This window comes from Bradyrhizobium sp. 186 (assembly GCF_023101685.1).
Lineage (GTDB): Bacteria > Pseudomonadota > Alphaproteobacteria > Rhizobiales > Xanthobacteraceae > Bradyrhizobium.
In genome coordinates this window covers 6,080,998-6,101,850 of record NZ_CP082164.1, presented here as the reverse complement: position 1 = coordinate 6,101,850, position 20,853 = coordinate 6,080,998, and the positions used below count along the sequence as shown (strand labels likewise).

Below are 20,853 nucleotides of genomic sequence, written 5' to 3'. Positions count from 1 at the left end.
CCTTGGTTAACGCGTTGGTGCGCCCATCACCAGGTTCGGCAACCAGGTTGAGATCGAGGGCGCCAGGCAAAGCAGCACCACGGCGAACGCCATCAGGAGCACGAAGGGCAGCGTTCCCCAGATCACGTCCCGCAAGGGGATGTCGGGCGCGATGTTCCTGATGACGAAGATGTTGAGGCCGACCGGTGGATGGATGAGACCCATCTCCATCACGATCGTCATCACCACCCCGAACCAGATCAGGTCGAAGCCTGCGTCCTTGAGCGGCGGCAGGATGATCGGCGCGGTCATCAGGATGATCGAAACTGGCGGCAGGAAGAAGCCGAGCACGACCACCAGCACCAGGATAGCTGCCAGCAGCACCCATCGCGAGAGCTGCATGGCGACGATGGCTTGAGCCGCCCCCTGGCTGATGTGGAGATAGCTCATCACGTAGGAGTAGAGCAGCGACATGCCGATGATCAGCATCAGCATGGTCGATTCCTTCAGCGTCGATTCCAGGATCGGGCCGAGATCCCGTGGGCGCCACACGCCGTAGATGGAGGCGATCAGAACCAGCGCCAGGATGCCGCCGAGGCCCGCTGTCTCCGAGGGCGTGGCGTAGCCGCCATAAAGCGCAACCATCACGCCGCTGAGCAGCACGACGAAGGGCAGGACACGCGGCAGCGCACCGAACCGCATCGCCATGGTGAAGCGCTCGTTCGAAAGGATCGGATGCTGCGCGGGGTCTGCCGCATAGGCCCGCTGCGCCGCCTTGTATTCCGCTTTGAACCTCAGCACCGCGTAGGTTGCAAACAGCACCACCAGGAGAAGGCCAGGACCGATGCCTGCGAGGAACAGACGCCCGAGCGACTGCTCCGCCGCGACCGCATACAGGATCATCGTGATCGAGGGCGGCAGCAGGATGCCGAGCGTGCCGCCGGCTGCGATCACGCCTGCGGCAAAGCCGCCGGAATATCCCCGCTTGCGCATCTCGGGAATCCCTGCCGAGCCGATCGCCGAGCAGGTTGCCGGAGACGACCCGGCCATCGCCGCGAACAGCGCGCAGGCAAAGACATTTGCGATTCCGAGCCCACCCGGGATGCGGCCCATCCAGACATGCAGCGCGCTGTAGAGATCCTGTCCCGCCTTCGACTTGCCGATCGCAGCGCCCTTGAGAATGAAGAGCGGGATGGCCAGCAGCGTGATCGAAGCCATTTCCTCGTAGACGTTCTGCGTCACCGTATCGAGCGATGCGGAGGGCATGAAGAAGTACATGAAGACGACGGCTACGGCACCGAGCGCCAGCGCGATCGGCATGCCCGATGCCATGACGGCAAGCGTGGCGCCGCCATACATCAGTCCAACGGCAAGCGTGCTCATTTGCTCCTCCATCCGCCGATCGCCGCAGCGAGTTGAAGTGCGATCTGCAGCGTCAGTAGCGTCATGCCGAGCGCCATCATACTGTAGGGGATCCACAGAGGCGGGGCCCAGGTCGATCCGGACACCTGTCCGTCGACCCACGCCTCGTGGAACAGCGTCCAGGATTTCCAGGAGAAGAAGCAGCAGAACAGGAAGCTCGTGGTGTCGACCACGAGGACGCGGATCGCGTTGCCGCGCTTGGACAGGTAGCCGGTGAGGGCTTCGATGCCGATATGGCCGCGGCCGGCCTGCACGAAGGCGGTGGACAGGAACGTTGCGGCGACCAGCAGGAAGACGGCCGCTTCGTCCTGCCAATAGGTTGCCGCGTTGAAGAAGTAACGCGCAGCCACGCTGTAGCTCAGAATTACGCTCGCGACGATGAGGGCAATCGAGCAGACGACGACGATGGTCTTGTTGAGCAGGGCCATGGCACGGTTGATCCGCGCCATGGGAGAACCCGGGCGCGCTGCCGTCACCACGACAGGATGGCCGAGATCGACGCCGTGCGCGCTCATGAGCCGGCCTCCATGGCAAGCTTGATCAAGCGGGCGCAGTTCTCGTTCTTGTTGGCGTAATCCTTCCAGGCCGTATCGCGCGCGAGGTCTCGCCACGCCTGAACGACCTTGGCGTCGAGATCGTGCACGGTCGCGCCGGCGGCCTGGTAGACCTTCGCCACGCGAACATCGTCCTCCACCGCCGCAGCGCGGCCGAACTCTTCGAGCTCGGCGCCGACCGATACGACGATCTCGCGCTCCTCGTTCGAAAGCCGGTCGAACACCGCCTTGGACATGACGAGGGGCTCGAGCATGAACCAGTAGCTCTTGGCGCGTCCGGTCGTCAGATGCTTGGCGAGCTCTTCCAGCCGGAACGAGGTCAGGCTGGTGGACGAGGTGAGGGCGGCTTTGCAGGCGCCAGTCTGCATGGCCGCGTAAAGTTCATTGGACGGGAGCGAGAGGACCGAGGCACCGACAGCCTGAAGCACGAGGTCCATCTCGCGCGAGCCGCCGCGGATCTTCATGCCCTTGGCATCGGCGACCTCGACCAATGGACGCGAGCGGCTGGCGGCACCGCCGGCCTGCCAGATCCAGGTGATGATGACGACGCCTTTGGCTGCAAGGAATTTGCTGAACTCCTGGCCGATGGGCTTGTTCTTCCAGCCGAGTCCCTCGTCGTAGCCGGTGACGAGGCCCGGCATCAGGCCGATGTTGAGCTCGGGAAGATCGCCGCCGGCGTAGGAGATCGGGATGAGGCTCATGTCGAGCGCGCCTTTGCGTAGTGCCGAGAACTGCGCGTTGGTCTTCATGAGCGACGAGCCCGGATAGATCTCGGCGGTCATCGATCCCTTGCTGCGCTCCTGGATCAGGGCCGCAAAGCGCCGGCAGAGCCGGTCGCGGAAATCGCCGTCGGTTGGCGTGCCGCCTGGAAACTGGTGCGAGATCTTCAAAGCTGTGGCCGCGCGCGCTGGTCCGAGCCGAAGCAGCGCCGGTGCGGCGATCCCGAGGGCCAGGGCTTGGCGTCTTGAAACCTTCATTCCATACCTCCCGTCACGTATTGCATTTTTTAATTATGATATTGCATACAATCGCTAGTAAACTGCATGTTGTATGTTTTGTCAAGTGTGTGGTATGGGATTGAAAGATCAGGTGTATACAATGAGCCAAGCCTTCAGACTGAAACAGTCGATCGAAGACGCTGTGATGGCTGGGGAATTTCGACCGGGCGATCGCCTGGATGAGGCCTCGCTGGCCGAGCGATTCGGGGTGTCGCGGACCCCCATCCGGGAGGCGCTGCTTCAGCTCGGCGCCGAAGGCTTCATCGATGTCCGCCCGCGGCGCGGGGCGATCGTCAGCGTTCCTTCACCGACCCGGCTATTCGAAATGTTTGAGACCATGGCCGAGATCGAAAGCGCCTGCGGGCGCTTGGCCGCGCGCCGGCTCACACCGGAGAACGACGCCGCGATGGAGGCCGCGCACCGCGCGTGCGAGGTCGCCGCGCGGCAAGGCGACAGCGAGCAGTACTACGCCGACAACCGCAATTTTCACGAAGCGATCTACCGTGCGAGCCGCAACGGCTTCCTAGCCGATCAGGCGTTCGCCCTGCATAAGCGTTTGAGCGCCTATCGACGCATCCAGCTTCGCGCGCGTAACCGTCTGCTGCAATCGCTGCAGGAGCACGCCGGGATTCTCGAAGCGATCCGCGCCGGCGACGAGCAGCTCGCCGCGAGCCGCCTTCATAGCCACGTGTTGGTACAGGGTGAGCGCTTCTCGGACATGGTGCTGGGGCTCACGCAGGACCGATCTGCGCCGGCTAGCACCAGGAGTGGAGCGGGCAGGTAGAGGGGGGCGCGCGCAGGCCCGTTCAGCCATATTCCTCGCCGATGCCGTAGTTCCGGTAGATTTCCAGGGGATCGAGGTCGGGGAACAGGCGGCATTTGGCCTGGGCGAGGTGCAGGCTCACGGCCGCCGGCTCCTTGCCGCTCGACAGCATTTTCCGGATATCGTCCATATGCGCGCGCGGCTGGTGCTTCGGCTCAAGCTGCTCCAGCGCGACCAGTGCGGTCGCAAGCGCCTCGGTCAGGACCCATTCGTCGTGGCCCGTGATTCCCTTCTTCGGCATCGGCAAACCCCGCATGCGAGTGGCGGCGATAGTCTATCGCGGCTTTGGCCGAATCTCCATTGAGCCGTTGCCCGGGTGCGTGCGTGTGGAACGGGCGGGCTGCCACGCTCTGTTGCATGATAGCCGAGCGTGGCTAAAAGGCGCTCGGCAGGCGGGTGATCTTATCTTTGCTGCAACGAAGTTGGCGTAGACGGGCCTGCGCGGCATTCAGGCCGGCTGTTCCGGTCTGCGCCCGTATCCCCGAATTCGCACCACGGTCTGGTTGCGCGACTCCTCAAGGCTGAGCCAGCATGGTCCTTCTAAGCTTCGTCTACCGCTTCTTCACCAACTTCGCGTTCATGGCAGTGGTATATTTCAGCCTGAACTTCATGGAGAAGTATCCGAACCGGGCGATCCTCGCGATCCTGGTGCTGGTCTATACCGCCATGCGCGCGGCCTCGACGCTGCGCTCGTTCTACTTCTTCCAGAAGATCGAGAAGCTCGAGGCCGAGACGCGGCGCCTGCAAGGTCCGATCAATGACGGCAGCGGCGGAACCAGCACGCGCAAGCAGGTCGTGGCCGACGTGGCCCGGCTGCGCCGCGACGGCGAGCTGAAGGCCTATATGGACCTGTTCTTCCTGGCGCTGATTGTGCTGCTCTGCGTCGCCAATATCGTGCGGCAGTAAAGCTTACTGCGTCCGCTTCTTCAGGCTGGCGACGCGGGTCGGATGCGGGGTAGCGCCCGTGGTCTGCGCGGCATGCTTCGGTGCGCCATGCACGGCATGCGCCGTCCGGCGTCCTGGTGACTTGCCAGCCTTGCCCTTGGAGGCATGAGGCGTCTCAGCCGCCATGGCCAGCCGCGTCGCGGCTCGCCGCGACAGCGTCGTGGACAGCAGCACCTCGATCGAGCCTTCCGGGATCGCGAAGAGATCGCGGTCGGGCACGGGCAGGGTGGCGGCGACATCCGCCTGCGCCATGGTCCGGCGCGGCAACAGCGGCTCATGCGCCGGCTGCGCGTTGAGATCAGCCAGGTCAGGTGCCGGAAGCGTCCATGCCTGTGTGTAGACAAAATTGGGCACGGCCGGCCAGCGTGCGATCGGCACGCTCTCCGACGGCGGACGCAGCAGCCATTCCACCGCCTCGGTCGGCGTCGCCGGCCGGTCGGCGGTGGCCGGCACCACATGGACGATGCGATAGCCGCGCGCCTTCAAATCGCGGATGATCTTGGGCAGCGCCGCGACGGTGCGGGCCTGGATGTCGTGCAGGAGCAAAATGCCCTTGCCCTTGGCCTCGAGCCGCTGGATCGCGAGCTGGTAGACGCGATCGGACGACACGTGCCGCCAGTCGTCGGCCGGGAAATCGGCACTCCAGACCTGGATGCCGCGCGAGATCAGATGGTTTTCGACGCCTTGGGCGCGCATCAGGCCGGGAATACGGAAGAACGGCGCGAGCGCGGACGGATCGGTCATCGCAGCCGACGTCCACTCGATGCCGCCATTGATCTCGGTCTCGATCTTCTCGATCGGCATCCTGTCGAACGTCAGCGGATGGTTCATGCTGTGCGTGCCGACGGTGTGGCCCGCCGCCACCAGCTTGCGCACGCCCTCAGGGTTCGCCTTGGCCTGGCCGCCGATGATGAAGAAGGTCGCCTTGATGCACTCGTCGGCCAGGATCTGGAGCACCTGGTTGGAGTATTTCGGCAGCGGACCGTCGTCGAAGGTCAGGACGACCTCATGGTCCTTCAGCGGCAGCGTCTCGCGGTACTGCATGGTGCCGATGCGCGGATGCGCGCGCGGGTCGACCACAAGGGTGCGGGAGGTGCCGAGCGCGTCCGGGTGACCCGGGCAATTGGCCGCCAATGCCGCCGGCGAGGCAGTGGTCAGCAAGCCCAGGCAGAGGACGATCCACGATCGCGTCCGAACAACAACGCTGCTTCTGATCATGAACCCGGTCTGCCCTCATACGCGATTGCCGCCATAGTAGGTCGGAGACGCCGAGAAACGGTTCAGGCCCAAGACCTCTTCCATGTTTGCATGGCGTAGCATGAACAGACTGTTAATAGGGTCAAAATCACCCCATTTTGCGCCGGCGTGACATTCCGGCATCAATGCGCGTCGGCATTCTTCGCCGCGCCCGCCGGCACCACGTGAACGACGCGATAGCCGTTCTGACGCAAATACCGCAGGAAGGCCGGCATGATCGCGGCCGTGCGCGCCTTGGGATCGTGGAAGAGGATGATACCCTTGCCGGCAGCGGCGAGGCGCTCGGTGATGAGCTTCAATTCCTGATCCGGCGTCATCTCGTTCCAGTCGCTGGCCCACAGATCGGCCCCGAACACGACGATGCCGCGCGACTGGAGCAGGTCGAGTTGCGCTTGCGTCGCTTCGAAATAGGGGAAGCGGAAGAACGGCGTCGAGGGCGTTGTCGTCGACGTCCCGTGCAGCGCCGTCTCGTTCGCCGCGATGCCGCGGTCGATCTCATTCTTCGCCTTGTCGAACGGGATCCGCGCCATGAACGGATGCGACCAGGTGTGATGGCCGATGCTGTGGCCCTCGCGGGCGATGCGCTTGACCATGTCGGGATGCTCGGAGGCGTGCAGGCCGATCAGGAAGAAGGTCGCCCGCACGCATTCCTGCGCCAGTGCGGCCAGCACCTTCGAGGTGGTCGGCGGATGCGGGCCGTCGTCGAAGGTCAGCACGACCTCGTGATCGGCGAGCGGCAGTGTTTGCGTAAAACTCTTCAGCCCCACGCGCGGCGTGGATTTGGCATCGACGCTGAGCAGGCGCGAGGTGCCGAGCGCGTCCTTGCGCGGACAGTCGGCGGCATCAGCCGAGGCGGTGCCGATGAGGGCGGCGAGCGCCGCGCCTACCGACATCGATATCCATTTCGGCCGATGCATCTTTGCCATTGCGCTCGCTGTTGCCTTGTGGGTATTGCCTGAACCATCAGCTCAGACCACCTGACCCGACCTGTCAAACGGAGAGGCGCGCCATGGATGAACATATGGACGTTGCCCCCTCCGCGGAGGCCTCGGTACTCGACCACGTTCCGATGCGCAATGAAGACGGCGAAATTCGTCACGAATTCGTCGAGGAGATTGCGCATGCGATCGAGGCCGCCGACAGCGCGCTTTTGCGGGCCACCGTCGCCGAACTGCACGAGGCCGATCTCGGCGATCTGATCGGCGCTCTCGAGCCCGACGAGCGCGTTCGCCTGGTCGAGCTCACGGGGCGCGACTTCGATTTCTCGGCGTTGAACGAGCTCGACGAGGGCGTGCGCGAGGAGATCCTCGAGGAGCTGCCGCCGGAGACGGTCGCCGAGGGCGTCCGAGAGCTCGAATCCGACGACGCGGTCGAGCTTCTGGAAACGCTCGACCAGGCGGAGCAGGAGGAGATCCTCGAGAAGCTGCCGTTGCGCGAGCGCGTCGCGCTCGAGCGCAGCCTGCTTTATCCGGAAAATTCCGCCGGCCGGCGAATGCAGACCGAGTTCATCGCGGTGCCGCAGGATTTCACCGTGGGCCAGGCGATCGACTACATGCGCGAGACCCCGGATCTGCCCGACCGCTTCTACGAGATCTACGTCGTCGACAAGGATCAGCACTGGCAGGGCGCAGTCTCGCTCGACGTCCTGCTTCGCGCCCGCCGCCCGGTGGCGCTTGCCGAGCTGACCGACGAGGATCGCCGCCGCGTCTCCGTCCTGGAGGACCAGGAGGAGGTGGCGCGCATGTTCGGCAAATATAACCTCGTCGCCGCGCCCGTGCTCGATACCCAGGATCGCCTCGTCGGCGTCATCACCGTCGACGACGTCGTCGACGTGATCGAGGAGGAGGCGGACGAGGACCTCAAGGCGCTGGGCGGCGTCAACAGCGACGAAGAACTCTCCGACACCGTGTTCACCATTGCGCGGGCGCGGTTCAACTGGTTGCTGGTCAATCTGGCCACCGCTTTCCTGGCGTCCTCCGTGCTCGGCCTGTTCGAGGGCCAGCTCGAGAAGATGGTGGCGCTGGCCGTTCTTGCACCGATCGTCGCAAGCCAGGGCGGCAACGCCGCAACCCAGACCATGACCGTTGCGGTACGCGCGCTCGCGACACGCGAGCTCGGCTCCTCCAATGCCTGGCGCGTGGTGATGCGGGAGACGCTGGTTGGCCTCGTCAACGGCCTGGCCTTTGCCGTGATCACGGGCGTCGCGGCGGTGGTCTGGTTCAAGATCCCGGGCCTCGGTATCGTCATCGGGCTCGCGATCATCTGCAATCTCTTTGCGGGTGCGCTGGGCGGCATCCTAATCCCGATGGCGCTGGACCGGGTGCGGGCCGATCCGGCGGTGGCATCCGGCACGTTCGTCACGACCGTGACCGACGTCGTCGGTTTCTTCTCCTTCCTCGGCATCGCAACGCTGTGGTTCGGCCTGAAATAGGCCGCACGCCGCTATCGTTAATCCGAACTTAAGCGGGTTGCCGCATCATCGCCCGGCTTGGGGGAATGAGCATGCGGTTGCGGCTGAAGGCGGATGGGCGGATCGTCGAATTGCGGGACGGGCAGGAGTTTCCGCTCCAGCCCACGAGCGCTTCCACGCCGGCTGACACCGGTTCGCTTGCCGTGCGCGACCTGCGCCGCCGCGCCTGCCTCACCCAGATGGAGTTCGCCGCCAAGTTAGGTGTGCCCGTCGAGACCATCCGCAACTGGGAGCAGGGCAAGCGCGCCCCGCGGGGACCCGCCCGCGCGCTGCTCGCGGTGATAGCGCATGCGCCGGACACGGTGTTCCAGGCGCTTGCCAAAGCCTGACGCCAACACACCGCCAGAGCATGATCCGGAAAAGTGCGAAGCGGTTTTCCGAAAAGATCATGCTCAAACAACAACCTAAAGCGCGATGATGGTTCATTGTCATCTCATCGCGCTTTAGCATTGCGCTGAATAACCGCTCCGACCGTCGCGGCCTTCGTTGGCAGTGTCACCGACCGGGTCCATAATGAACCTGGGGCGACTGCGACAGAGAGGATTCCTCATGCTGTTCGTCGAGGCCAATGGCGCAAAAATCCCGGCGATTGGGCTCGGGACCTGGGAGTTGAGCGAGCGGACCTGCGCGCGCGTGGTCGAGCAGGCGCTGCGGCTCGGCTACCGCCATATCGACACCGCGCAGGTCTATGACAATGAGCGCGAGGTCGGCGACGGCCTGCGGTCCTCGGGAGTGCGGCGCGAAGACATCTTCCTCACCACCAAGGTCTGGACCAACCATTACGGGCCCCACGATCTGGAGCGCTCGGTCAAGGAGAGCCTGGCGCGGCTGCGGCTTCCATCCGTCGATCTGTTGCTGCTGCACTGGCCCAATTCGCATGTGCCGCTGGCGGAGACGCTGGGCGCGCTGGCGCACGCCAAGCGCATGGGCCTGGCGCACCACATCGGCGTCTCCAATTTCACGGTCGCCCTGATCGAAGAGGCGGTCGCGTTGTGCCCGGAACCGCTCGTCTGCAACCAGGTCGAATACCATCCCTATCTCGACCAAGCCAAGGTGAGGGCGGCCTGCGACCGGCACGGGCTGGCGCTGGTCGCCTACAGCCCGATCGCCAGGGGCCGCATCAAGTCCGACCAGACGCTTGCGGCAATCGGGCGCGCCCATCGCAAGACGCCGGCGCAAATCTGCCTGCGCTGGCTAGTGCAACAGAATGTTGCCGCGATCCCGCGCACCTCGCGCGTCGAGCGCCTGTCGGAAAACATCGAGATCTTCGATTTCGAGCTGGCGGACGAAGAGATGGCGCAGGTCTCGGCGCTGGCCAGTCCGAAGGGCCGCCTGACGGATTTCGGCTTCGCGCCGAAATGGGATTGAGAGCGGGCTGCCGTATGCTAGGAGCAAGTCGGCAACCCAAGACCAGGCGATGGAACTGCGGAAGATCATACGGACGGACATTGCAGCGTCGGCGATCGCGCATCTGACGCTGGTGGGGCTGATCATCCTGATCAGCGAGGTCCATCTGTTTAACCTCGCGGCGCCCGAAACGGTGTCGGTCGACATCGTCACGCCGGAGCAGGTGAAGCAGGAGGAGGCGAAAGCCGAGGAGAAGGCCAAGGAAGAGGTGAAGCAAGAGGCGAAGGAGAAGCCACCGGAGCCGACGCCCGACCTGAAACTTCCGAAGCTGGATTTCACCGACAAAGCCGACGCAGCGGCGAAGCCTGCGGCCAAGCAGCAGGCTGCGTCGCAACCATCGCAGCAGCAGGCGTCGCCTGAGCAGCCGATGCAGCAGAAACAGCCGCAGCCGGAACCCTCGCAGGCGCCGAAGCAGCGCGAGGCCAACGTGCAGCAGCAACCGCCGCAAGCGCCACCGTCGCAACAACAGCCTCCGCAACCCCAGCCGCCGCAATCCCAGTTGCTGCCGCAACAGCCTCCGCCCCAGTCGCTGCAGCAGCATCAGTCGGCACCGCAGCCACCACCCGCGATGCCGCAGCCGCAGGCCGCGCCGCCGGCCTATCAGGCGCCGGAGCCTGACGTGACCGTCAAGTACGGCGTGATGCTGGGCCTGCCGCCGGAATTGCCGCCCGAGCCGAAGGACGCGCCCAAGGACGACGGCGGCGATGCCAAGGATTCGATCGGAGCCAAGCTGCCGGCCGAGGTGATCGCCGAGCTTCGCCGCCACCTGAAGAGCTGCGCAAAACTGCCGGCCGGGGTCGCGCCGACCGACAATTTGCACATCAAGCTGCGCACGGTGCTCGCCACCGACGGCACGCTGGCCCGCCACCCGATCCTGATCGAAGCCCCGCCATCCGCGAAGGGTGTGGCCCTCGTGCAGTCCGCGATGAGCGCGCTGCAAGCCTGCCAGCCCTATAAGATGCTGCCGGCCGACAAGTACGGGGAATGGAAGGTGATGGACTTGCCGTTCTCGCCGCGGGATTTTGGCGGGGGGTAGCTTGTGGGATGGGTTGAGCCCTTGCGAAATCTATCCGCGTCCCTGGAATCGACGGGTATCGCTGCGCTCCATCCATCCTGCGTGCTGTGGACAGGCCTCACGCTCATGTTCGGCTGTCGTTCGCAAGCCAGGTGAAGGCTGCCAGAATTCCCGGTAGTTGCAAGTCATGACGAAGCTTGCCGGACGCCGGCAGGAAGCGATGGTCGACGGCGCTGTCAAGTAACGCCGGCGATATGCGCGGAACAAGCGGCAAGGGGCTGCACCCGGCAAATAGCCTGCCGGGTGGCGGGCAAAACACCTGCGTCGTTTCCGAATCCTGTCAAGTTCTTTCCTCGAAAATATTCCACTTTGCCGAAATTCGGAAATGTCGTATGTGTCGCTCATCCCGGCTCACCAAGAGGGGCGATCGCGCGTCGTCACGTTTCGCGAGCCGGGTTGCGGCCGTAGGCCCACTGCGCAGGGAAGGCCGTGTGTGCGGCTACACCTGTTGACCGCTGTGCATTTTTCCAATGCGCTACACGCGCACAGCGGATGAGTGGGTGCCAGCCGGCACCCGGCCTTCCCTGCGCCCTCTTGATTGAAGGGGGTGAGGAATGAAGCAAAGCTCGGGCGAAATCAGCCGCGAGGATGCGAAGGTGTGTCTGATTGAAATGGACGTAGATTTGCAACAAGCACCAATCCATCACCGTCAGCCTGAGGTGCTTGCCCTGCAGCGCATCGCGCTGCAGGGCAAGCCTCGAAGGGCGACGGCCCGGCTGCATAGGGGCCGTTCATCCTTCGAGGCTCGGAACGCAGTGCGAGCGCACTGCGCCCCTCACACCTCAGGATGACGGATGGCGAGAAGCGCGCTGCGCGTTCATCCTTGAGGACCGCGCTTCCGCGTCTCCTCGCCATCCACCACCACCTCCGGCGCCATCGCCGCCCACGCGCTCGACGCGAACTGCCGCCGCCATGTCACGATCACCACCGCGGCCGTGGTCACGAACAGCACCCAGGGGCTGACGAACCAGCCGAGATAGCCGAGCGCGAAGAAGAAGGCGCGCTGGCCGCGGTTGAAGTGGCGGCCGGCGGATTCGAACAGGCGCGAGGTGCGGATGACGTGCGCCTCGGCCTGCGGCGTATCGCGCTGGGAGGCCGGCGGCATGCCGCCGAACAGGATCGCGACGTAGTTGAACAGGCGATAGGCCCAGGCGAACTTGAAGAAGGCGTAGACGCAGATCAGCACGAGGCCGACGCATTTCAATTCCCACAGCGCGGGCGAGGGGCTGAGGTCGATCGGCAGCTTGCTCAAGATGGTGATGGCGTCGCTGGTGGCGTGCAGCAGCGCCAGCGCACCCCCAATCGCGAACAGGCTGGTGGAGGCGAAGAAGGCGGTGCCGTTCTGGAGCGAGGCCATGATCTGCATGTCGACCATGCGGGTGTCGCGGTCGAGCAGGCGGCGCACCCAGACCTCGCGATAGCCGTTCATGCGCGCCGACAGGCTGTCGCGGCCATAGGCCGAGTGCTCCAGCGTCAGGGCATAGACCAGCCACTCAATGATGAAGAAGCCGACCGCGGTGATGTCGACCCAATGCCTGCTCATGTCTCTCTCCTCGCAGGTCGCAACGATTGCCACGCATGCTCCGGCGCGGCAACGATTGATTGGCGGCAGGTGATGGCGCTAAAAGCAGCCGCATCCAGCAGACTCGGGAAGGACTAGTCACATGGCTGCGCTGAAGCTTGCGATCGGCAACAAGAACTACTCGTCATGGTCGATGCGGCCCTGGCTCGCGCTGCGCGCCAACGACATCCCGTTCGCGGAGACCGTCATCCCGCTCTACACCGACAATCCGGCGGACAAGGAGCAGATCCTCTCGTTCAGCCGCGCGGGCAAGGTGCCGGTATTGATCGACGGCGACATCACAGTGTGGGATTCGCTCGCGATCATCGAATACATTGCCGAGCGCCACCCCGAGAAGAAGCTGTGGCCCGACGCCGCCGCCGCCCGCGCGCATGCCCGTTCGGTGTGCGCCGAGATGCATTCCGGCTTCGTGCCGCTTCGCAGCGAATGCGGCATGAATCTGCATCGCCCCGTGCGCCCCGTGGCGCTGTCGGCGGATGCGTTGGCCAACATCGCGCGCATCCAGGAGATCTGGCGCGAATGCCGCGCGCGCTACGAGGCCGAGGGACCGTTCTTGTTCGGCGGCTTCGGCGCGGCGGATGCGATGTATGCGCCGGTCGTGCACCGCTTCCGCACCTTTGCGATCGAGGTCGAGCCCGAGGCCAGGGCCTACATGGACACGATGATGGCGCTGCCGGCGTTCCAGGAATGGACCCGCGACGGGCTCGCCGAGACGCTCGTCATCGAAAAGTTCGAGAATGTCTGATCGCGAATGTGATTGAGGCTGGCTTGACGGCGAACGGGCCGGCGCTCAATCACGGTGGAATGATCGGCTTAGGAGAGGGCACGGCCATGGGAATCCTGGACTCGCTGGAAAACAACCCCGCGCTCCGCAGCGCGCTTGGCCAGCTCGGCGCCGCGGTCTTGCCGGGTGTGCTGAACGAGGTGCTCGGCAGCAACAATCAGGGCGGCCTCAGCGCGATCGTCGCAAAGCTCCAGCAGGCGGGCTTTGGCGACCAGGTCAAATCCTGGCTCGGCAATAGCCAGAACCTGCCGATCTCGGCAGACCAGCTCCGCGCCGTGCTGGGCAACGACACGGTCCGCCAGCTGGCTGCCCGCTACAACATCCCGGTCGACCAGCTGGGCCAGATTCTGGCCCAGGAACTGCCCAAGGCCGTGGATCACGCGAGCCCCGACGGAAAGCTGCCCCACACGGTCTGACGGATCGGGTTCCGGCGGTCTCGGCGGCCGGGGGGCATCACTCTGAAATGACTGCAAAATTGGTACGTTTGCCATGCTGGATACTGCTGGCCAAAACGGCCCGCCGCGTGCTATAGGGCAGGCCGGGTTTTCGGCCGGCCGTCGCAGTGGGACCCTGGGCACGGCAGGCGTTGTTTGAGTCATGGAGAGGGCGTTGAAGCATAAATTTCCTATCGGCACGCACGTATTGTTTACTGCGAGCAACGTTGCGCGCCCGGCTGCCAGCGGCTCGTATGAGGTCATCCGCCTGCTGCCAACCGATGGCGACGACTGCCAGTACCGCATCAAGAGCTCGACCGAAGCCTTCGAACGCGTCGCCAAGGAAAGCCAGCTCGCACTCTCCTGAGGGATGACGGCCCCGCACATTGACGTTGCGGAGAAATTTGCTTGCTCGCCGTCAAAAGGCCCGCTTCACCTCGACAAGGTGGACCGGGGGCAGCTGCCGACTCGCGGTGCTCGCTTTGACCATTCGCTCTTTGCTCGCGTGAGGGGACATCGCGCATGAACTGGGCATGGGCCACTTCGCTCGACCAAATCTGGCTCTCGCCGGCCTTTCCGATGTGGATGACGCTGGCGGCGGCCGGCTTCTTCGGACTGATTCTCCTGACCACGCTCCTGCGCGCCGAGAGGTCGGTCGCCAATGGCGCGCTGTCGGTGATCACGCTGCTCGCCATCGCCATCGCGGTGGCCGCCACCGTGCGTGTCTACGGACCGGTGGGGCAGGGATCCCCGATCGAGGCGCGTGCGCAGGCTGCGGTGACCGCGAGCCTCCCGGCGCTGTCCTGCCTCGACGATCTCGCCGGTGACCTGGTGGCCGCCGGCTGCGAGAAGGCATTGTTCGGCTCGCCCGATGCGGCGGCTGCCGCCGTCTCCTACACCGCCGCCAGAATCGACCGGCTGACCGAGCTCGGCGATGCAGCGACGGCCGAAAAGAGCCTGACGCTGGACATGAAGGTGCTGCGCAAGTCGCTGGAGCACGATCGCTACGGTCTCGTCGCGCAGGTGCTGGTCGCACGCGACGGCTGCACGCAGTTCGACTGCGCCGCCTTCCGCTCGCTGACCGATCAGCAGCGGGTCGCCGCCAACATGGACGCCCATCTCTACGACACGCTGGTCGCGCGCTATGCGCCGAGCTGGTACGCGCCCGCAGCAGCGCCTGCGATGCAGGGCTCTGGTGCGCTCGCGGCGCTGCCGCCATCGATGCCGACGGGCAAGCCGACCAATGCGGAGTTCCCGAGCGCCTCGTCGACGCCGCCGGTGAGCATCATGAATCCGGAGCCGCCGACGGCAGCGACGCGTCAGGCGCCCGCCGCCAACGCCGCGCCGGCGCCGCGTACGCCGGCTCCAGCCTCGGCACAGGCTGCTGCACCCGCGGCACCGGCCGCGAAGAAGCCGCCGGCTCCGAAGGCTGCGCGCGCGCCCGCCCCGCCGGTTCCGCTCGCGCCGCCGACCGCGGCGCCGGCTCCCGCGGCTGCGGATAACGAGTAGATCAGCTTTGAAAACTCGCGGCAGGCCCGCTAATGCTGGGGCATGCCACTACATCTGATCAAACTCGCCGTCGGCTGCGACTCCGTCAAGGAATTGAAGGGGTGGATCGCCGAACGGATGCAGACGGCCAAGAAGAGGGGCCTGCCGCAACACCACGTCCACATCACCCGCATGGTCCCCAAGCGCGACGCCGAGATACTCTCGGGTGGCTCGCTCTATTGGGTCATCAAGGGCGAGATCGCCGCGCGCGAGAAGATCATCGGCATCGAGCCGTTCCGTGACAAGGACGGCATCGGCCGCTGCCGGATCGTGATGCAGCCGAAGGTGATCTCGGTGTCGCCGCGGCCGATGCGTCCGTTCCAGGGCTGGCGCTATCTTGCCGACAGCGCCGTGCCGCCCGATCTCGGCAAGTCCGCCGCGGGCACGATCGCGGCGATGCCGGAGCCGATGCGGCGCGAGCTGCGCGATCTCGGATTGCTCTAGACCGCGATATTGTCGATCAGCCGGGTCGTGCCGAGCTTGGCTGCGACCAGGATCCGCAGGGGTCCATCCTTGCGTGAGGTGGCCGGCGCGAGCGTCTCGGCGTGGCGGACCTCGAAATAATCGAGCGCAAAGCCGGCGGCCTTGATCATCTCGGCGCCGCGCGCCATCGCACGGGCAATGGCCTCGCCGGCGCGGATCCGCGCGGCGCTCTCCTTCATGGCGCGGTAGAGCGTGGTGGCGGTCTTCCGCTCCTCCGGCGAGAGGTAGACGTTGCGCGAGGACATCGCGAGGCCGTCGCGCTCGCGCACCGTGCGGGAGCCGATCACCTTGACGCCGAGGTCGAGATCCCCAGCCATCTGCGTCACCACCCGCAATTGCTGAAAGTCCTTCTCGCCGAAGATCGCGACATCCGGCCGGCATTGCGTGAACAGCTTGCCGACGACGGTGGCGACGCCGCCGAAGAAGTGCGGGCGGAAGCGGTCCTCGAGGTCGGCCAGCGCGGTCCCCTCCGGCACGATGCGGGTGGCGAAGCCTTCCGGATACATCGCCTCGACGCCGGGGTGCCAGACGATCTCGACGTCTTCGGCCGCGAGCTTGGCGATATCGGCCTTCCAGGTTCGCGGATAGGCGCCGAAATCCTCGGTCGGAGCGAACTGGGTCGGGTTCACGAAAATCGAGACCACGACGCGGCTGGCGCGTCGCCTGGCCAGGCGCACCAGCGACACATGCCCGTCATGGAGTGCTCCCATGGTCGGCACCAGCGCGATCGTGGCTTTTCGCTTGCGAAGATTGTCGACGGCGCGTCGCAGGGCGGGGACCGTGCGGACGATCAAGGGGCTTCGTGACATCAGGTCTCAACGGGGTTTGGGAATGGAGGCGGACGCGTCCCGGCGCCCGAGAGGCTAACCCTAACAAGCGGCGATCGTGGACGCCATGCATCCGGATGCGGCACAGCGTTGCCTGTGAAGCCGCGCAGTATGTCGCGACATTGTGGGCTGGATCACAGACGAAAGATGGCGCCGCGATTCATGATGAAGCACGGCGCAGTGTGATTTGCATTTCCTGTCACGCATTTCACTTGACCGCCGACGCGGCCAACTCGAAGATATTCCGTAGGGGTGTTGAGGATCGCTATGCTTGTGCAGGCTAGCCAAGGCCAATCCGGCTCGGCGCATGTGGTCGTGCTCGGCAACGAGAAAGGCGGCTCCGGCAAGTCGACCTCCGCCCTGCACATCGCGGTCGCGCTTCTGAAGGCCGGCCAGCGCGTCGCCACCATCGATCTCGACTGCCGTCAGCAGAGCTTCACCCGCTACATCAACAACCGTTCCGCTTGGGCGCGCCGCACCAAGCTCGACCTCGAGCTGCCGGTGCATCGCTGCATCAAGCTTGGCGAGACCATGCAGATCGCCGAGAACGAGAATTCCGAGTTCCAGCAGTTCATGGAGGCGGTTTCAGCGGTCGAGAGCAGTTTCGACTTCATCGTCATCGACACTCCCGGCACCGACAGTTACCTGATGCGGCTGGCGCACTCGATGGCCGATACGCTGGTCACGCCGATCAACGACAGCTTCCTCGATTTCGACGTGCTCGGCACTGTCGATCCTGCCAACTATGCGGTGACGGGCGAGAGCCACTACGCCGAGATGGTGCTGGATACCCGCCGCAAGCGCCGCCAGCTCGACGGCTCGACGACTGACTGGATCGTCGTGCGCAACCGCCTGTCGATGCTCGGCTCCCGCAACAAGCAGCTCGTCGCCAACGGACTGAAGGATTTGTCGCTGCGGCTCGGCTTCCGCTACGTCGACGGCTTCGCCGAGCGCGTCGTTTACCGCGAGTTCTTTCCGCGCGGCCTGACGGCCCTCGACGAGATCGACGAGGCGACGTTGGGCATGCGGCCCAATCTCGGCCATCTCACCGCGCGGGAAGAGGTGACGAGCCTGCTCCGCCAGCTCAAGCTTCCGCTTGACGAGCGCGGCCGCCGCCGTGCGGCCAATAGGGCCGAGTGGTTCAGCCAGGTCGCCAAGCCGCTCGAGATTCACGACATCCTCGGCGCCTGACCACGTCGCTACTTCCGGTCGAAGCTTCCTAGCCGGTTCCCGCTGGAACCGACCCCGCGAAAACCCGTTTTCATCTCGTGTTTACTGCGAAGTTGAACCAGATCGAGACCGGTTGCGTCGGATGGTGACGTGCACCCTGACGTAGCTGTAGGGGGACGGGATGCTCAAGAAACGTGTGCGTCGCACAATGAAAGGGCTGCCAGTTCACAAAATTTGGCCTTCCTGTCACGCGGCTGTGACATATATTAGGGAATAGGCGCGAGGGAGCCAAAGAGCTTCCCGAACAAGCACGGTTTCGACAGGGACTTCAGGCCAGACAAGCCTGAGGCTGAGGACGAAAATGAAGCGTGGAATTGCCGTTCTGGTTTCGGTTACTGCCCTCTGCGGCGTCGCCTATTTCACGGCGAGCAAGTGGGCTATCAGGCACGAGACCGTCACTTTCTACGATGCCTCGCGCGACAATCGTCCGGTGCCCGTCGATATCGCGATCCGTCGCGACAAGGAAATGCAGGCCAATGCCGGCATGATCACGATGCCGGTCGCGGTGATCAATCACGGCAACACCGTCAAGAATACCGAGTACGGCTTCCTCGCCAACATCTTCGCGGCACGCGGCTATCTCGTCGTCAGTCCGCAGCATGACCTGCCGACCGATCCTCCGATGGTGACCAAGCCCGGCGAGCTCTATGTCGGTCGGCTGCCGCAGATCCTGCGCGGCGTCGCCAACATCCATCTCGCGATGCAGGAGATGAAAAAGGTTCAGCCCAACGCCGATTACGCCAGGGTGACGATGGTCGGCCACTCCATGGGCGGCGACATCACGATGTATTTCGCCAAGCAGTATCCGGACGAGGTCAAGAAGGTCGTCACGCTGGATAATCTCCGCGTTCCCTTCGTCACCGCCGGCAAGTTCAAGATCCTGTCGTTCCGCTCCAAGGATCCGCAGTTCAAAACCGATCCGGGTGTGATCCCCACGGACGAGGAGTGCGAGAAGGCCGGAATTCAGGTCGTCAAGACGGACTTCCAGCACAACGACATGCGCGACACCGGCCCGGATGGCGCCAAGAACTCCATCCAGGGGATGCTCGACAAGTTCCTGAGCGCGGCTGACAGCGACGTGGCGCCGGTTGACACCAGCTCGTCCCCGCCCAAGATCCTCGAGCCTGGTCCGGTCGCCCTGATGGCACCTGCCAAGAGCTGAGCTTCCAAGAGCTGACGCTTCGCTCCTGGTCAGCAACAGATGTTCGAAGCCTCCGCTGGCGCCCGCCGGCGGAGGTTTTTCACATTGACCGGGCAGTGCCCGCTAACCACATTAGCCGCTCACGCAAGGTGCGAGCAGGGATGTCGGGCGAACCTATCAAACCGCGCGGCCGCGATGCCGTCTCGGCGCAAGCAGGCGGCGCACTGCCGCAGGCCAACACGTCGACCACGGACGATATCGCCGCCTTCGTCGCCAAGGCACGTGCGCTGTCCCCGCATGCGCCCGGTGCGAACGGGCGGCTGATCTTCGCGCTGGATGCGACGATGAGCCGGCAACCGACCTGGGACATGGCCTGCGGGCTCCAGGCGGACATGTTCCGCGAGGCGGCGGCAATCGGCAGCCTCGACATTCGGCTGGTCTATTATCGCGGGTTCAACGAGTGCCGCGCCACGGGCTGGATCTCCGACAGCGCCAAACTTGCAACGCTGATGAGCAAGATCGACTGCCGCGGCGGCGACACCCAGATCGGCAAGGTGCTGAGTGAGGCACGGCGGGAGGCGGTCGATTCGGGCGTGCGTGCCGTGGTCTTCGTCGGCGATGCCATGGAGGAGAAAGTTGACGAGCTCTGCGCCAAGGCTGGTGAGCTCGGCATGCTCAAAGTGCCCGTGTTCCTGTTTCAGGAAGGCCATGACGACGTGGCCGAGCAGGCATTTCGCGAGATCGCGCGCCTGACCGGCGGTGCCTGGTGCCGGTTCGATCCTGGCGCAGCAGCGCAGTTGCGCGACCTCTTGCGTGCGGCTGCGGCCTATGCGGCGGGCGGCCGCGAGGCGCTGCTCAAATTGTCGAAGACGACGAGCGGCGCGGCGAAGCTGATCGGCCAGATGAAGTGAAGCGGGTTCGCCTGGCGAGATACGACGGCATGCTTTTTGGGCGCGAGGGGACTATATATGGGCGATGCCGACCCTGATCGCCGGCGCTGTCGCCGTTGTCACGATTTATCTGCTGCTCCAGATGTTCCGCGCCGCCAATCCGGCGGTGCTCGCGCGCGCCGTCAAGATCGGCGGCGGCGTGGTGGCGCTGGCGGTCGCGGCGTTCACGGGCTTGCGGGGCGAACTGGCGGTGGCGATCCCGCTCGGGATCTTCGGCGCCGGCCTGCTCGGCTGGACGCCGCTGGCAAACTCCGGCTTCGGCAATATCGGCGGGCTGTTCGGCGGTGGCGCGGCGCGCACTTCCGGACAGGCCTCGCGCGTGCGCTCGCAATTCCTCGACATGCGGCTCGACCACGACTCTGGCCAGCTCGCGGGACAGATCGTCGCCGGGCCTCACGCAGGGCGCGCTCTCGACGAGTTTGATCTCGCGAGTCTGCTGGCGATGGTCCCGACGTTCGACGCTGAGAGCGTGGCCTTACTCGAAAGCTATCTGGACCGCCGGTTTCCCGCCTGGCGTCAGCACGCGCAGGGCGATGCGGCAGGGGGGCAGCGCCGCACGGCGCCGAGCAGCAAAATGACGGCGGAGGAAGCCTATCAGATCCTTGGCTTGCAGCCGGGGGCGGGGCGCGACGACATCAGCCGGGCTCACAAGTCGCTGATGAAGAAACTCCATCCCGACCAGGGGGGCTCGACGTACCTCGCTGCCCGTGTAAACGAGGCCAAGGATACTCTGCTTCGTACGCATAACGGCTAACTCCGGCACCACGCTACAAACGCCCGTACCGCGTGAGCTCCGCTTGCTCTGTTTGCCGTCGCCCCGATGCCCGCCATTGCCGGCGTGGTCGATCCCTTGAGCAAAGTTTTAACCGTAAATTCTTGACGAGAGGTTGTCGTGGAACAGCCTTCGCATCATTGCGTCCCCAAAAACGAAAATGCCCGCGCCG

23 protein-coding genes are annotated in these 20,853 nt (G+C 64.8%); 15 read left to right on the top strand and 8 right to left on the bottom strand.

Annotation, left to right across the window (positions count from 1 at the left end; genetic code table 11):
• Nucleotides 1–6: 6 nt before the first annotated feature.
• From IVB18_RS29390 to dctP, 3 genes are read right to left on the bottom strand one after another with little or no spacing between them, the layout of a single operon-like run.
• The gene (locus tag IVB18_RS29390; protein ID WP_247983883.1) at nt 7–1,362 is read right to left on the bottom strand and encodes a TRAP transporter large permease; all 1,356 of its coding nucleotides are present in this window, start codon (nt 1,360–1,362) and stop codon (nt 7–9) included.
• On the bottom strand, nt 1,359–1,916 hold the full coding sequence (locus IVB18_RS29385; protein ID WP_247983882.1) for a TRAP transporter small permease: 558 nt from the start codon (nt 1,914–1,916) through the stop codon (nt 1,359–1,361). Before IVB18_RS29385 ends, IVB18_RS29390 begins: the two co-directional genes overlap by 4 nt.
• Entirely contained in the window at nt 1,913–2,932 is a 1,020-nt protein-coding gene (gene dctP / locus IVB18_RS29380) for a TRAP transporter substrate-binding protein DctP (RefSeq protein WP_247983881.1), read from the bottom strand. Before dctP ends, IVB18_RS29385 begins: the two co-directional genes overlap by 4 nt.
• Before the next feature lie 121 nt (nt 2,933–3,053).
• On the opposite strand from dctP, the gene IVB18_RS29375 reads away from it, so the two are divergent.
• Nucleotides 3,054–3,737, top strand: a complete 684-nt coding sequence (locus IVB18_RS29375; RefSeq protein WP_247983880.1) for a GntR family transcriptional regulator — start codon at nt 3,054–3,056, stop codon at nt 3,735–3,737.
• A 22-nt stretch (nt 3,738–3,759) separates the two neighbouring features.
• Here IVB18_RS29375 and IVB18_RS29370 read toward each other — a convergent pair whose 3' ends face one another.
• Nucleotides 3,760–4,017, bottom strand: coding sequence for a hypothetical protein (locus IVB18_RS29370; RefSeq protein ID WP_247983879.1), 258 nt, complete (start codon nt 4,015–4,017; stop codon nt 3,760–3,762).
• Between the two features lie 290 nt (nt 4,018–4,307).
• Between IVB18_RS29370 and IVB18_RS29365 the strand changes: the two genes are divergently transcribed.
• Complete coding sequence (locus IVB18_RS29365; RefSeq protein ID WP_247983878.1) at nt 4,308–4,682, top strand: hypothetical protein; 375 nt, start codon at nt 4,308–4,310, stop codon at nt 4,680–4,682.
• Nucleotides 4,683–4,685: 3 nt separating this feature from the next.
• Here the strand turns inward: IVB18_RS29365 and IVB18_RS29360 are convergent, their stop codons facing one another.
• Nucleotides 4,686–5,939: a polysaccharide deacetylase family protein gene (locus tag IVB18_RS29360; RefSeq protein WP_247983877.1), complete on the bottom strand. Its 1,254-nt coding sequence runs from the start codon at nt 5,937–5,939 to the stop codon at nt 4,686–4,688.
• Between the two features lie 161 nt (nt 5,940–6,100).
• Nucleotides 6,101–6,871, bottom strand: a complete 771-nt coding sequence (locus IVB18_RS29355; RefSeq protein ID WP_247991763.1) for a polysaccharide deacetylase family protein — start codon at nt 6,869–6,871, stop codon at nt 6,101–6,103.
• 116 nt (nt 6,872–6,987) lie between these two features.
• On the opposite strand from IVB18_RS29355, the gene mgtE reads away from it, so the two are divergent.
• The 4 genes from mgtE (at nt 6,988) to IVB18_RS29335 (ending at nt 10,891) form a co-directional block, all read left to right on the top strand.
• Nucleotides 6,988–8,409, top strand: coding sequence for a magnesium transporter (mgtE, locus tag IVB18_RS29350; RefSeq protein ID WP_247983876.1), 1,422 nt, complete (start codon nt 6,988–6,990; stop codon nt 8,407–8,409).
• Nucleotides 8,410–8,474: 65 nt separating this feature from the next.
• A complete protein-coding gene (locus IVB18_RS29345; RefSeq protein WP_247983875.1) occupies nt 8,475–8,777 on the top strand; it encodes a helix-turn-helix domain-containing protein in 303 nt (100 codons plus the stop codon).
• Nucleotides 8,778–8,997: 220 nt separating this feature from the next.
• Nucleotides 8,998–9,816: an aldo/keto reductase gene (locus IVB18_RS29340; RefSeq protein WP_247983874.1), complete on the top strand. Its 819-nt coding sequence runs from the start codon at nt 8,998–9,000 to the stop codon at nt 9,814–9,816.
• Nucleotides 9,817–9,865: 49 nt separating this feature from the next.
• Entirely contained in the window at nt 9,866–10,891 is a 1,026-nt protein-coding gene (locus IVB18_RS29335) for a hypothetical protein (RefSeq protein ID WP_247983873.1), read from the top strand.
• 856 nt (nt 10,892–11,747) lie between these two features.
• On the opposite strand, the gene IVB18_RS29330 is transcribed toward IVB18_RS29335, so the two are convergent.
• Nucleotides 11,748–12,473 (bottom strand): DUF599 domain-containing protein, encoded by a 726-nt coding sequence (locus IVB18_RS29330; protein WP_247983872.1) that lies wholly within the window; start codon nt 12,471–12,473, stop codon nt 11,748–11,750.
• Nucleotides 12,474–12,594: 121 nt separating this feature from the next.
• On the opposite strand from IVB18_RS29330, the gene IVB18_RS29325 reads away from it, so the two are divergent.
• From IVB18_RS29325 to IVB18_RS29305, 5 genes are all read left to right on the top strand, one after another.
• Nucleotides 12,595–13,257, top strand: a complete 663-nt coding sequence (locus tag IVB18_RS29325; protein WP_247983871.1) for a glutathione S-transferase family protein — start codon at nt 12,595–12,597, stop codon at nt 13,255–13,257.
• An 86-nt stretch (nt 13,258–13,343) separates the two neighbouring features.
• Nucleotides 13,344–13,712 (top strand): YidB family protein, encoded by a 369-nt coding sequence (locus IVB18_RS29320; RefSeq protein WP_247983870.1) that lies wholly within the window; start codon nt 13,344–13,346, stop codon nt 13,710–13,712.
• 181 nt (nt 13,713–13,893) lie between these two features.
• A complete protein-coding gene (locus IVB18_RS29315; RefSeq protein ID WP_247983869.1) occupies nt 13,894–14,097 on the top strand; it encodes a hypothetical protein in 204 nt (67 codons plus the stop codon).
• A gap of 155 nt (nt 14,098–14,252) precedes the next feature.
• Nucleotides 14,253–15,239, top strand: a complete 987-nt coding sequence (locus IVB18_RS29310) for a hypothetical protein (protein ID WP_247983868.1) — start codon at nt 14,253–14,255, stop codon at nt 15,237–15,239.
• Between the two features lie 42 nt (nt 15,240–15,281).
• Nucleotides 15,282–15,722, top strand: coding sequence for a DUF1489 domain-containing protein (locus IVB18_RS29305; RefSeq protein ID WP_247983867.1), 441 nt, complete (start codon nt 15,282–15,284; stop codon nt 15,720–15,722).
• On the opposite strand, the gene panC is transcribed toward IVB18_RS29305, so the two are convergent.
• Nucleotides 15,719–16,570 (bottom strand): pantoate--beta-alanine ligase, encoded by an 852-nt coding sequence (gene panC, locus IVB18_RS29300; RefSeq protein WP_247983866.1) that lies wholly within the window; start codon nt 16,568–16,570, stop codon nt 15,719–15,721. The genes IVB18_RS29305 and panC overlap by 4 nt on opposite strands.
• Before the next feature lie 285 nt (nt 16,571–16,855).
• On the opposite strand from panC, the gene IVB18_RS29295 reads away from it, so the two are divergent.
• From IVB18_RS29295 to IVB18_RS29280, 4 genes are all read left to right on the top strand, one after another.
• The gene (locus IVB18_RS29295; protein ID WP_247983865.1) at nt 16,856–17,779 is read left to right on the top strand and encodes a division plane positioning ATPase MipZ; all 924 of its coding nucleotides are present in this window, start codon (nt 16,856–16,858) and stop codon (nt 17,777–17,779) included.
• Between the two features lie 340 nt (nt 17,780–18,119).
• Entirely contained in the window at nt 18,120–18,980 is an 861-nt protein-coding gene (locus IVB18_RS29290; protein ID WP_247983864.1) for an alpha/beta fold hydrolase, read from the top strand.
• 140 nt (nt 18,981–19,120) lie between these two features.
• A complete protein-coding gene (locus IVB18_RS29285) occupies nt 19,121–19,870 on the top strand; it encodes a VWA domain-containing protein (RefSeq protein ID WP_247983863.1) in 750 nt (249 codons plus the stop codon).
• 64 nt (nt 19,871–19,934) lie between these two features.
• Nucleotides 19,935–20,663 carry a DnaJ domain-containing protein gene (locus IVB18_RS29280; RefSeq protein WP_247983862.1) on the top strand — a complete coding sequence of 243 codons (729 nt, stop codon included), beginning with the start codon at nt 19,935–19,937 and terminating at the stop codon, nt 20,661–20,663.
• The last annotated feature ends 190 nt before the right edge of the window (nt 20,664–20,853 follow it).

Excerpts from the sequence above, each read along its gene's own strand:
- IVB18_RS29390 (WP_247983883.1), bottom strand. The coding sequence starts at position 1,362 with ATGAGCACGCTTGCCGTTGGACTGATGTATGGCGGCGCCACGCTTGCC.
- IVB18_RS29385 (WP_247983882.1), bottom strand. The coding sequence starts at position 1,916 with ATGAGCGCGCACGGCGTCGATCTCGGCCATCCTGTCGTGGTGACGGCA.
- dctP (WP_247983881.1), bottom strand. The coding sequence starts at position 2,932 with ATGAAGGTTTCAAGACGCCAAGCCCTGGCCCTCGGGATCGCCGCACCG.
- IVB18_RS29375 (WP_247983880.1), top strand. The coding sequence starts at position 3,054 with ATGAGCCAAGCCTTCAGACTGAAACAGTCGATCGAAGACGCTGTGATG.
- IVB18_RS29370 (WP_247983879.1), bottom strand. The coding sequence starts at position 4,017 with ATGCCGAAGAAGGGAATCACGGGCCACGACGAATGGGTCCTGACCGAG.
- IVB18_RS29365 (WP_247983878.1), top strand. The coding sequence starts at position 4,308 with ATGGTCCTTCTAAGCTTCGTCTACCGCTTCTTCACCAACTTCGCGTTC.
- IVB18_RS29360 (WP_247983877.1), bottom strand. The coding sequence starts at position 5,939 with ATGATCAGAAGCAGCGTTGTTGTTCGGACGCGATCGTGGATCGTCCTC.
- IVB18_RS29355 (WP_247991763.1), bottom strand. The coding sequence starts at position 6,871 with ATGTCGGTAGGCGCGGCGCTCGCCGCCCTCATCGGCACCGCCTCGGCT.
- mgtE (WP_247983876.1), top strand. The coding sequence starts at position 6,988 with ATGGATGAACATATGGACGTTGCCCCCTCCGCGGAGGCCTCGGTACTC.
- IVB18_RS29345 (WP_247983875.1), top strand. The coding sequence starts at position 8,475 with ATGAGCATGCGGTTGCGGCTGAAGGCGGATGGGCGGATCGTCGAATTG.
- IVB18_RS29340 (WP_247983874.1), top strand. The coding sequence starts at position 8,998 with ATGCTGTTCGTCGAGGCCAATGGCGCAAAAATCCCGGCGATTGGGCTC.
- IVB18_RS29335 (WP_247983873.1), top strand. The coding sequence starts at position 9,866 with ATGGAACTGCGGAAGATCATACGGACGGACATTGCAGCGTCGGCGATC.
- IVB18_RS29330 (WP_247983872.1), bottom strand. The coding sequence starts at position 12,473 with ATGAGCAGGCATTGGGTCGACATCACCGCGGTCGGCTTCTTCATCATT.
- IVB18_RS29325 (WP_247983871.1), top strand. The coding sequence starts at position 12,595 with ATGGCTGCGCTGAAGCTTGCGATCGGCAACAAGAACTACTCGTCATGG.
- IVB18_RS29320 (WP_247983870.1), top strand. The coding sequence starts at position 13,344 with ATGGGAATCCTGGACTCGCTGGAAAACAACCCCGCGCTCCGCAGCGCG.
- IVB18_RS29315 (WP_247983869.1), top strand. The coding sequence starts at position 13,894 with ATGGAGAGGGCGTTGAAGCATAAATTTCCTATCGGCACGCACGTATTG.
- IVB18_RS29310 (WP_247983868.1), top strand. The coding sequence starts at position 14,253 with ATGAACTGGGCATGGGCCACTTCGCTCGACCAAATCTGGCTCTCGCCG.
- IVB18_RS29305 (WP_247983867.1), top strand. The coding sequence starts at position 15,282 with ATGCCACTACATCTGATCAAACTCGCCGTCGGCTGCGACTCCGTCAAG.
- panC (WP_247983866.1), bottom strand. The coding sequence starts at position 16,570 with ATGTCACGAAGCCCCTTGATCGTCCGCACGGTCCCCGCCCTGCGACGC.
- IVB18_RS29295 (WP_247983865.1), top strand. The coding sequence starts at position 16,856 with ATGCTTGTGCAGGCTAGCCAAGGCCAATCCGGCTCGGCGCATGTGGTC.
- IVB18_RS29290 (WP_247983864.1), top strand. The coding sequence starts at position 18,120 with ATGAAGCGTGGAATTGCCGTTCTGGTTTCGGTTACTGCCCTCTGCGGC.
- IVB18_RS29285 (WP_247983863.1), top strand. The coding sequence starts at position 19,121 with ATGTCGGGCGAACCTATCAAACCGCGCGGCCGCGATGCCGTCTCGGCG.
- IVB18_RS29280 (WP_247983862.1), top strand. The coding sequence starts at position 19,935 with ATGCCGACCCTGATCGCCGGCGCTGTCGCCGTTGTCACGATTTATCTG.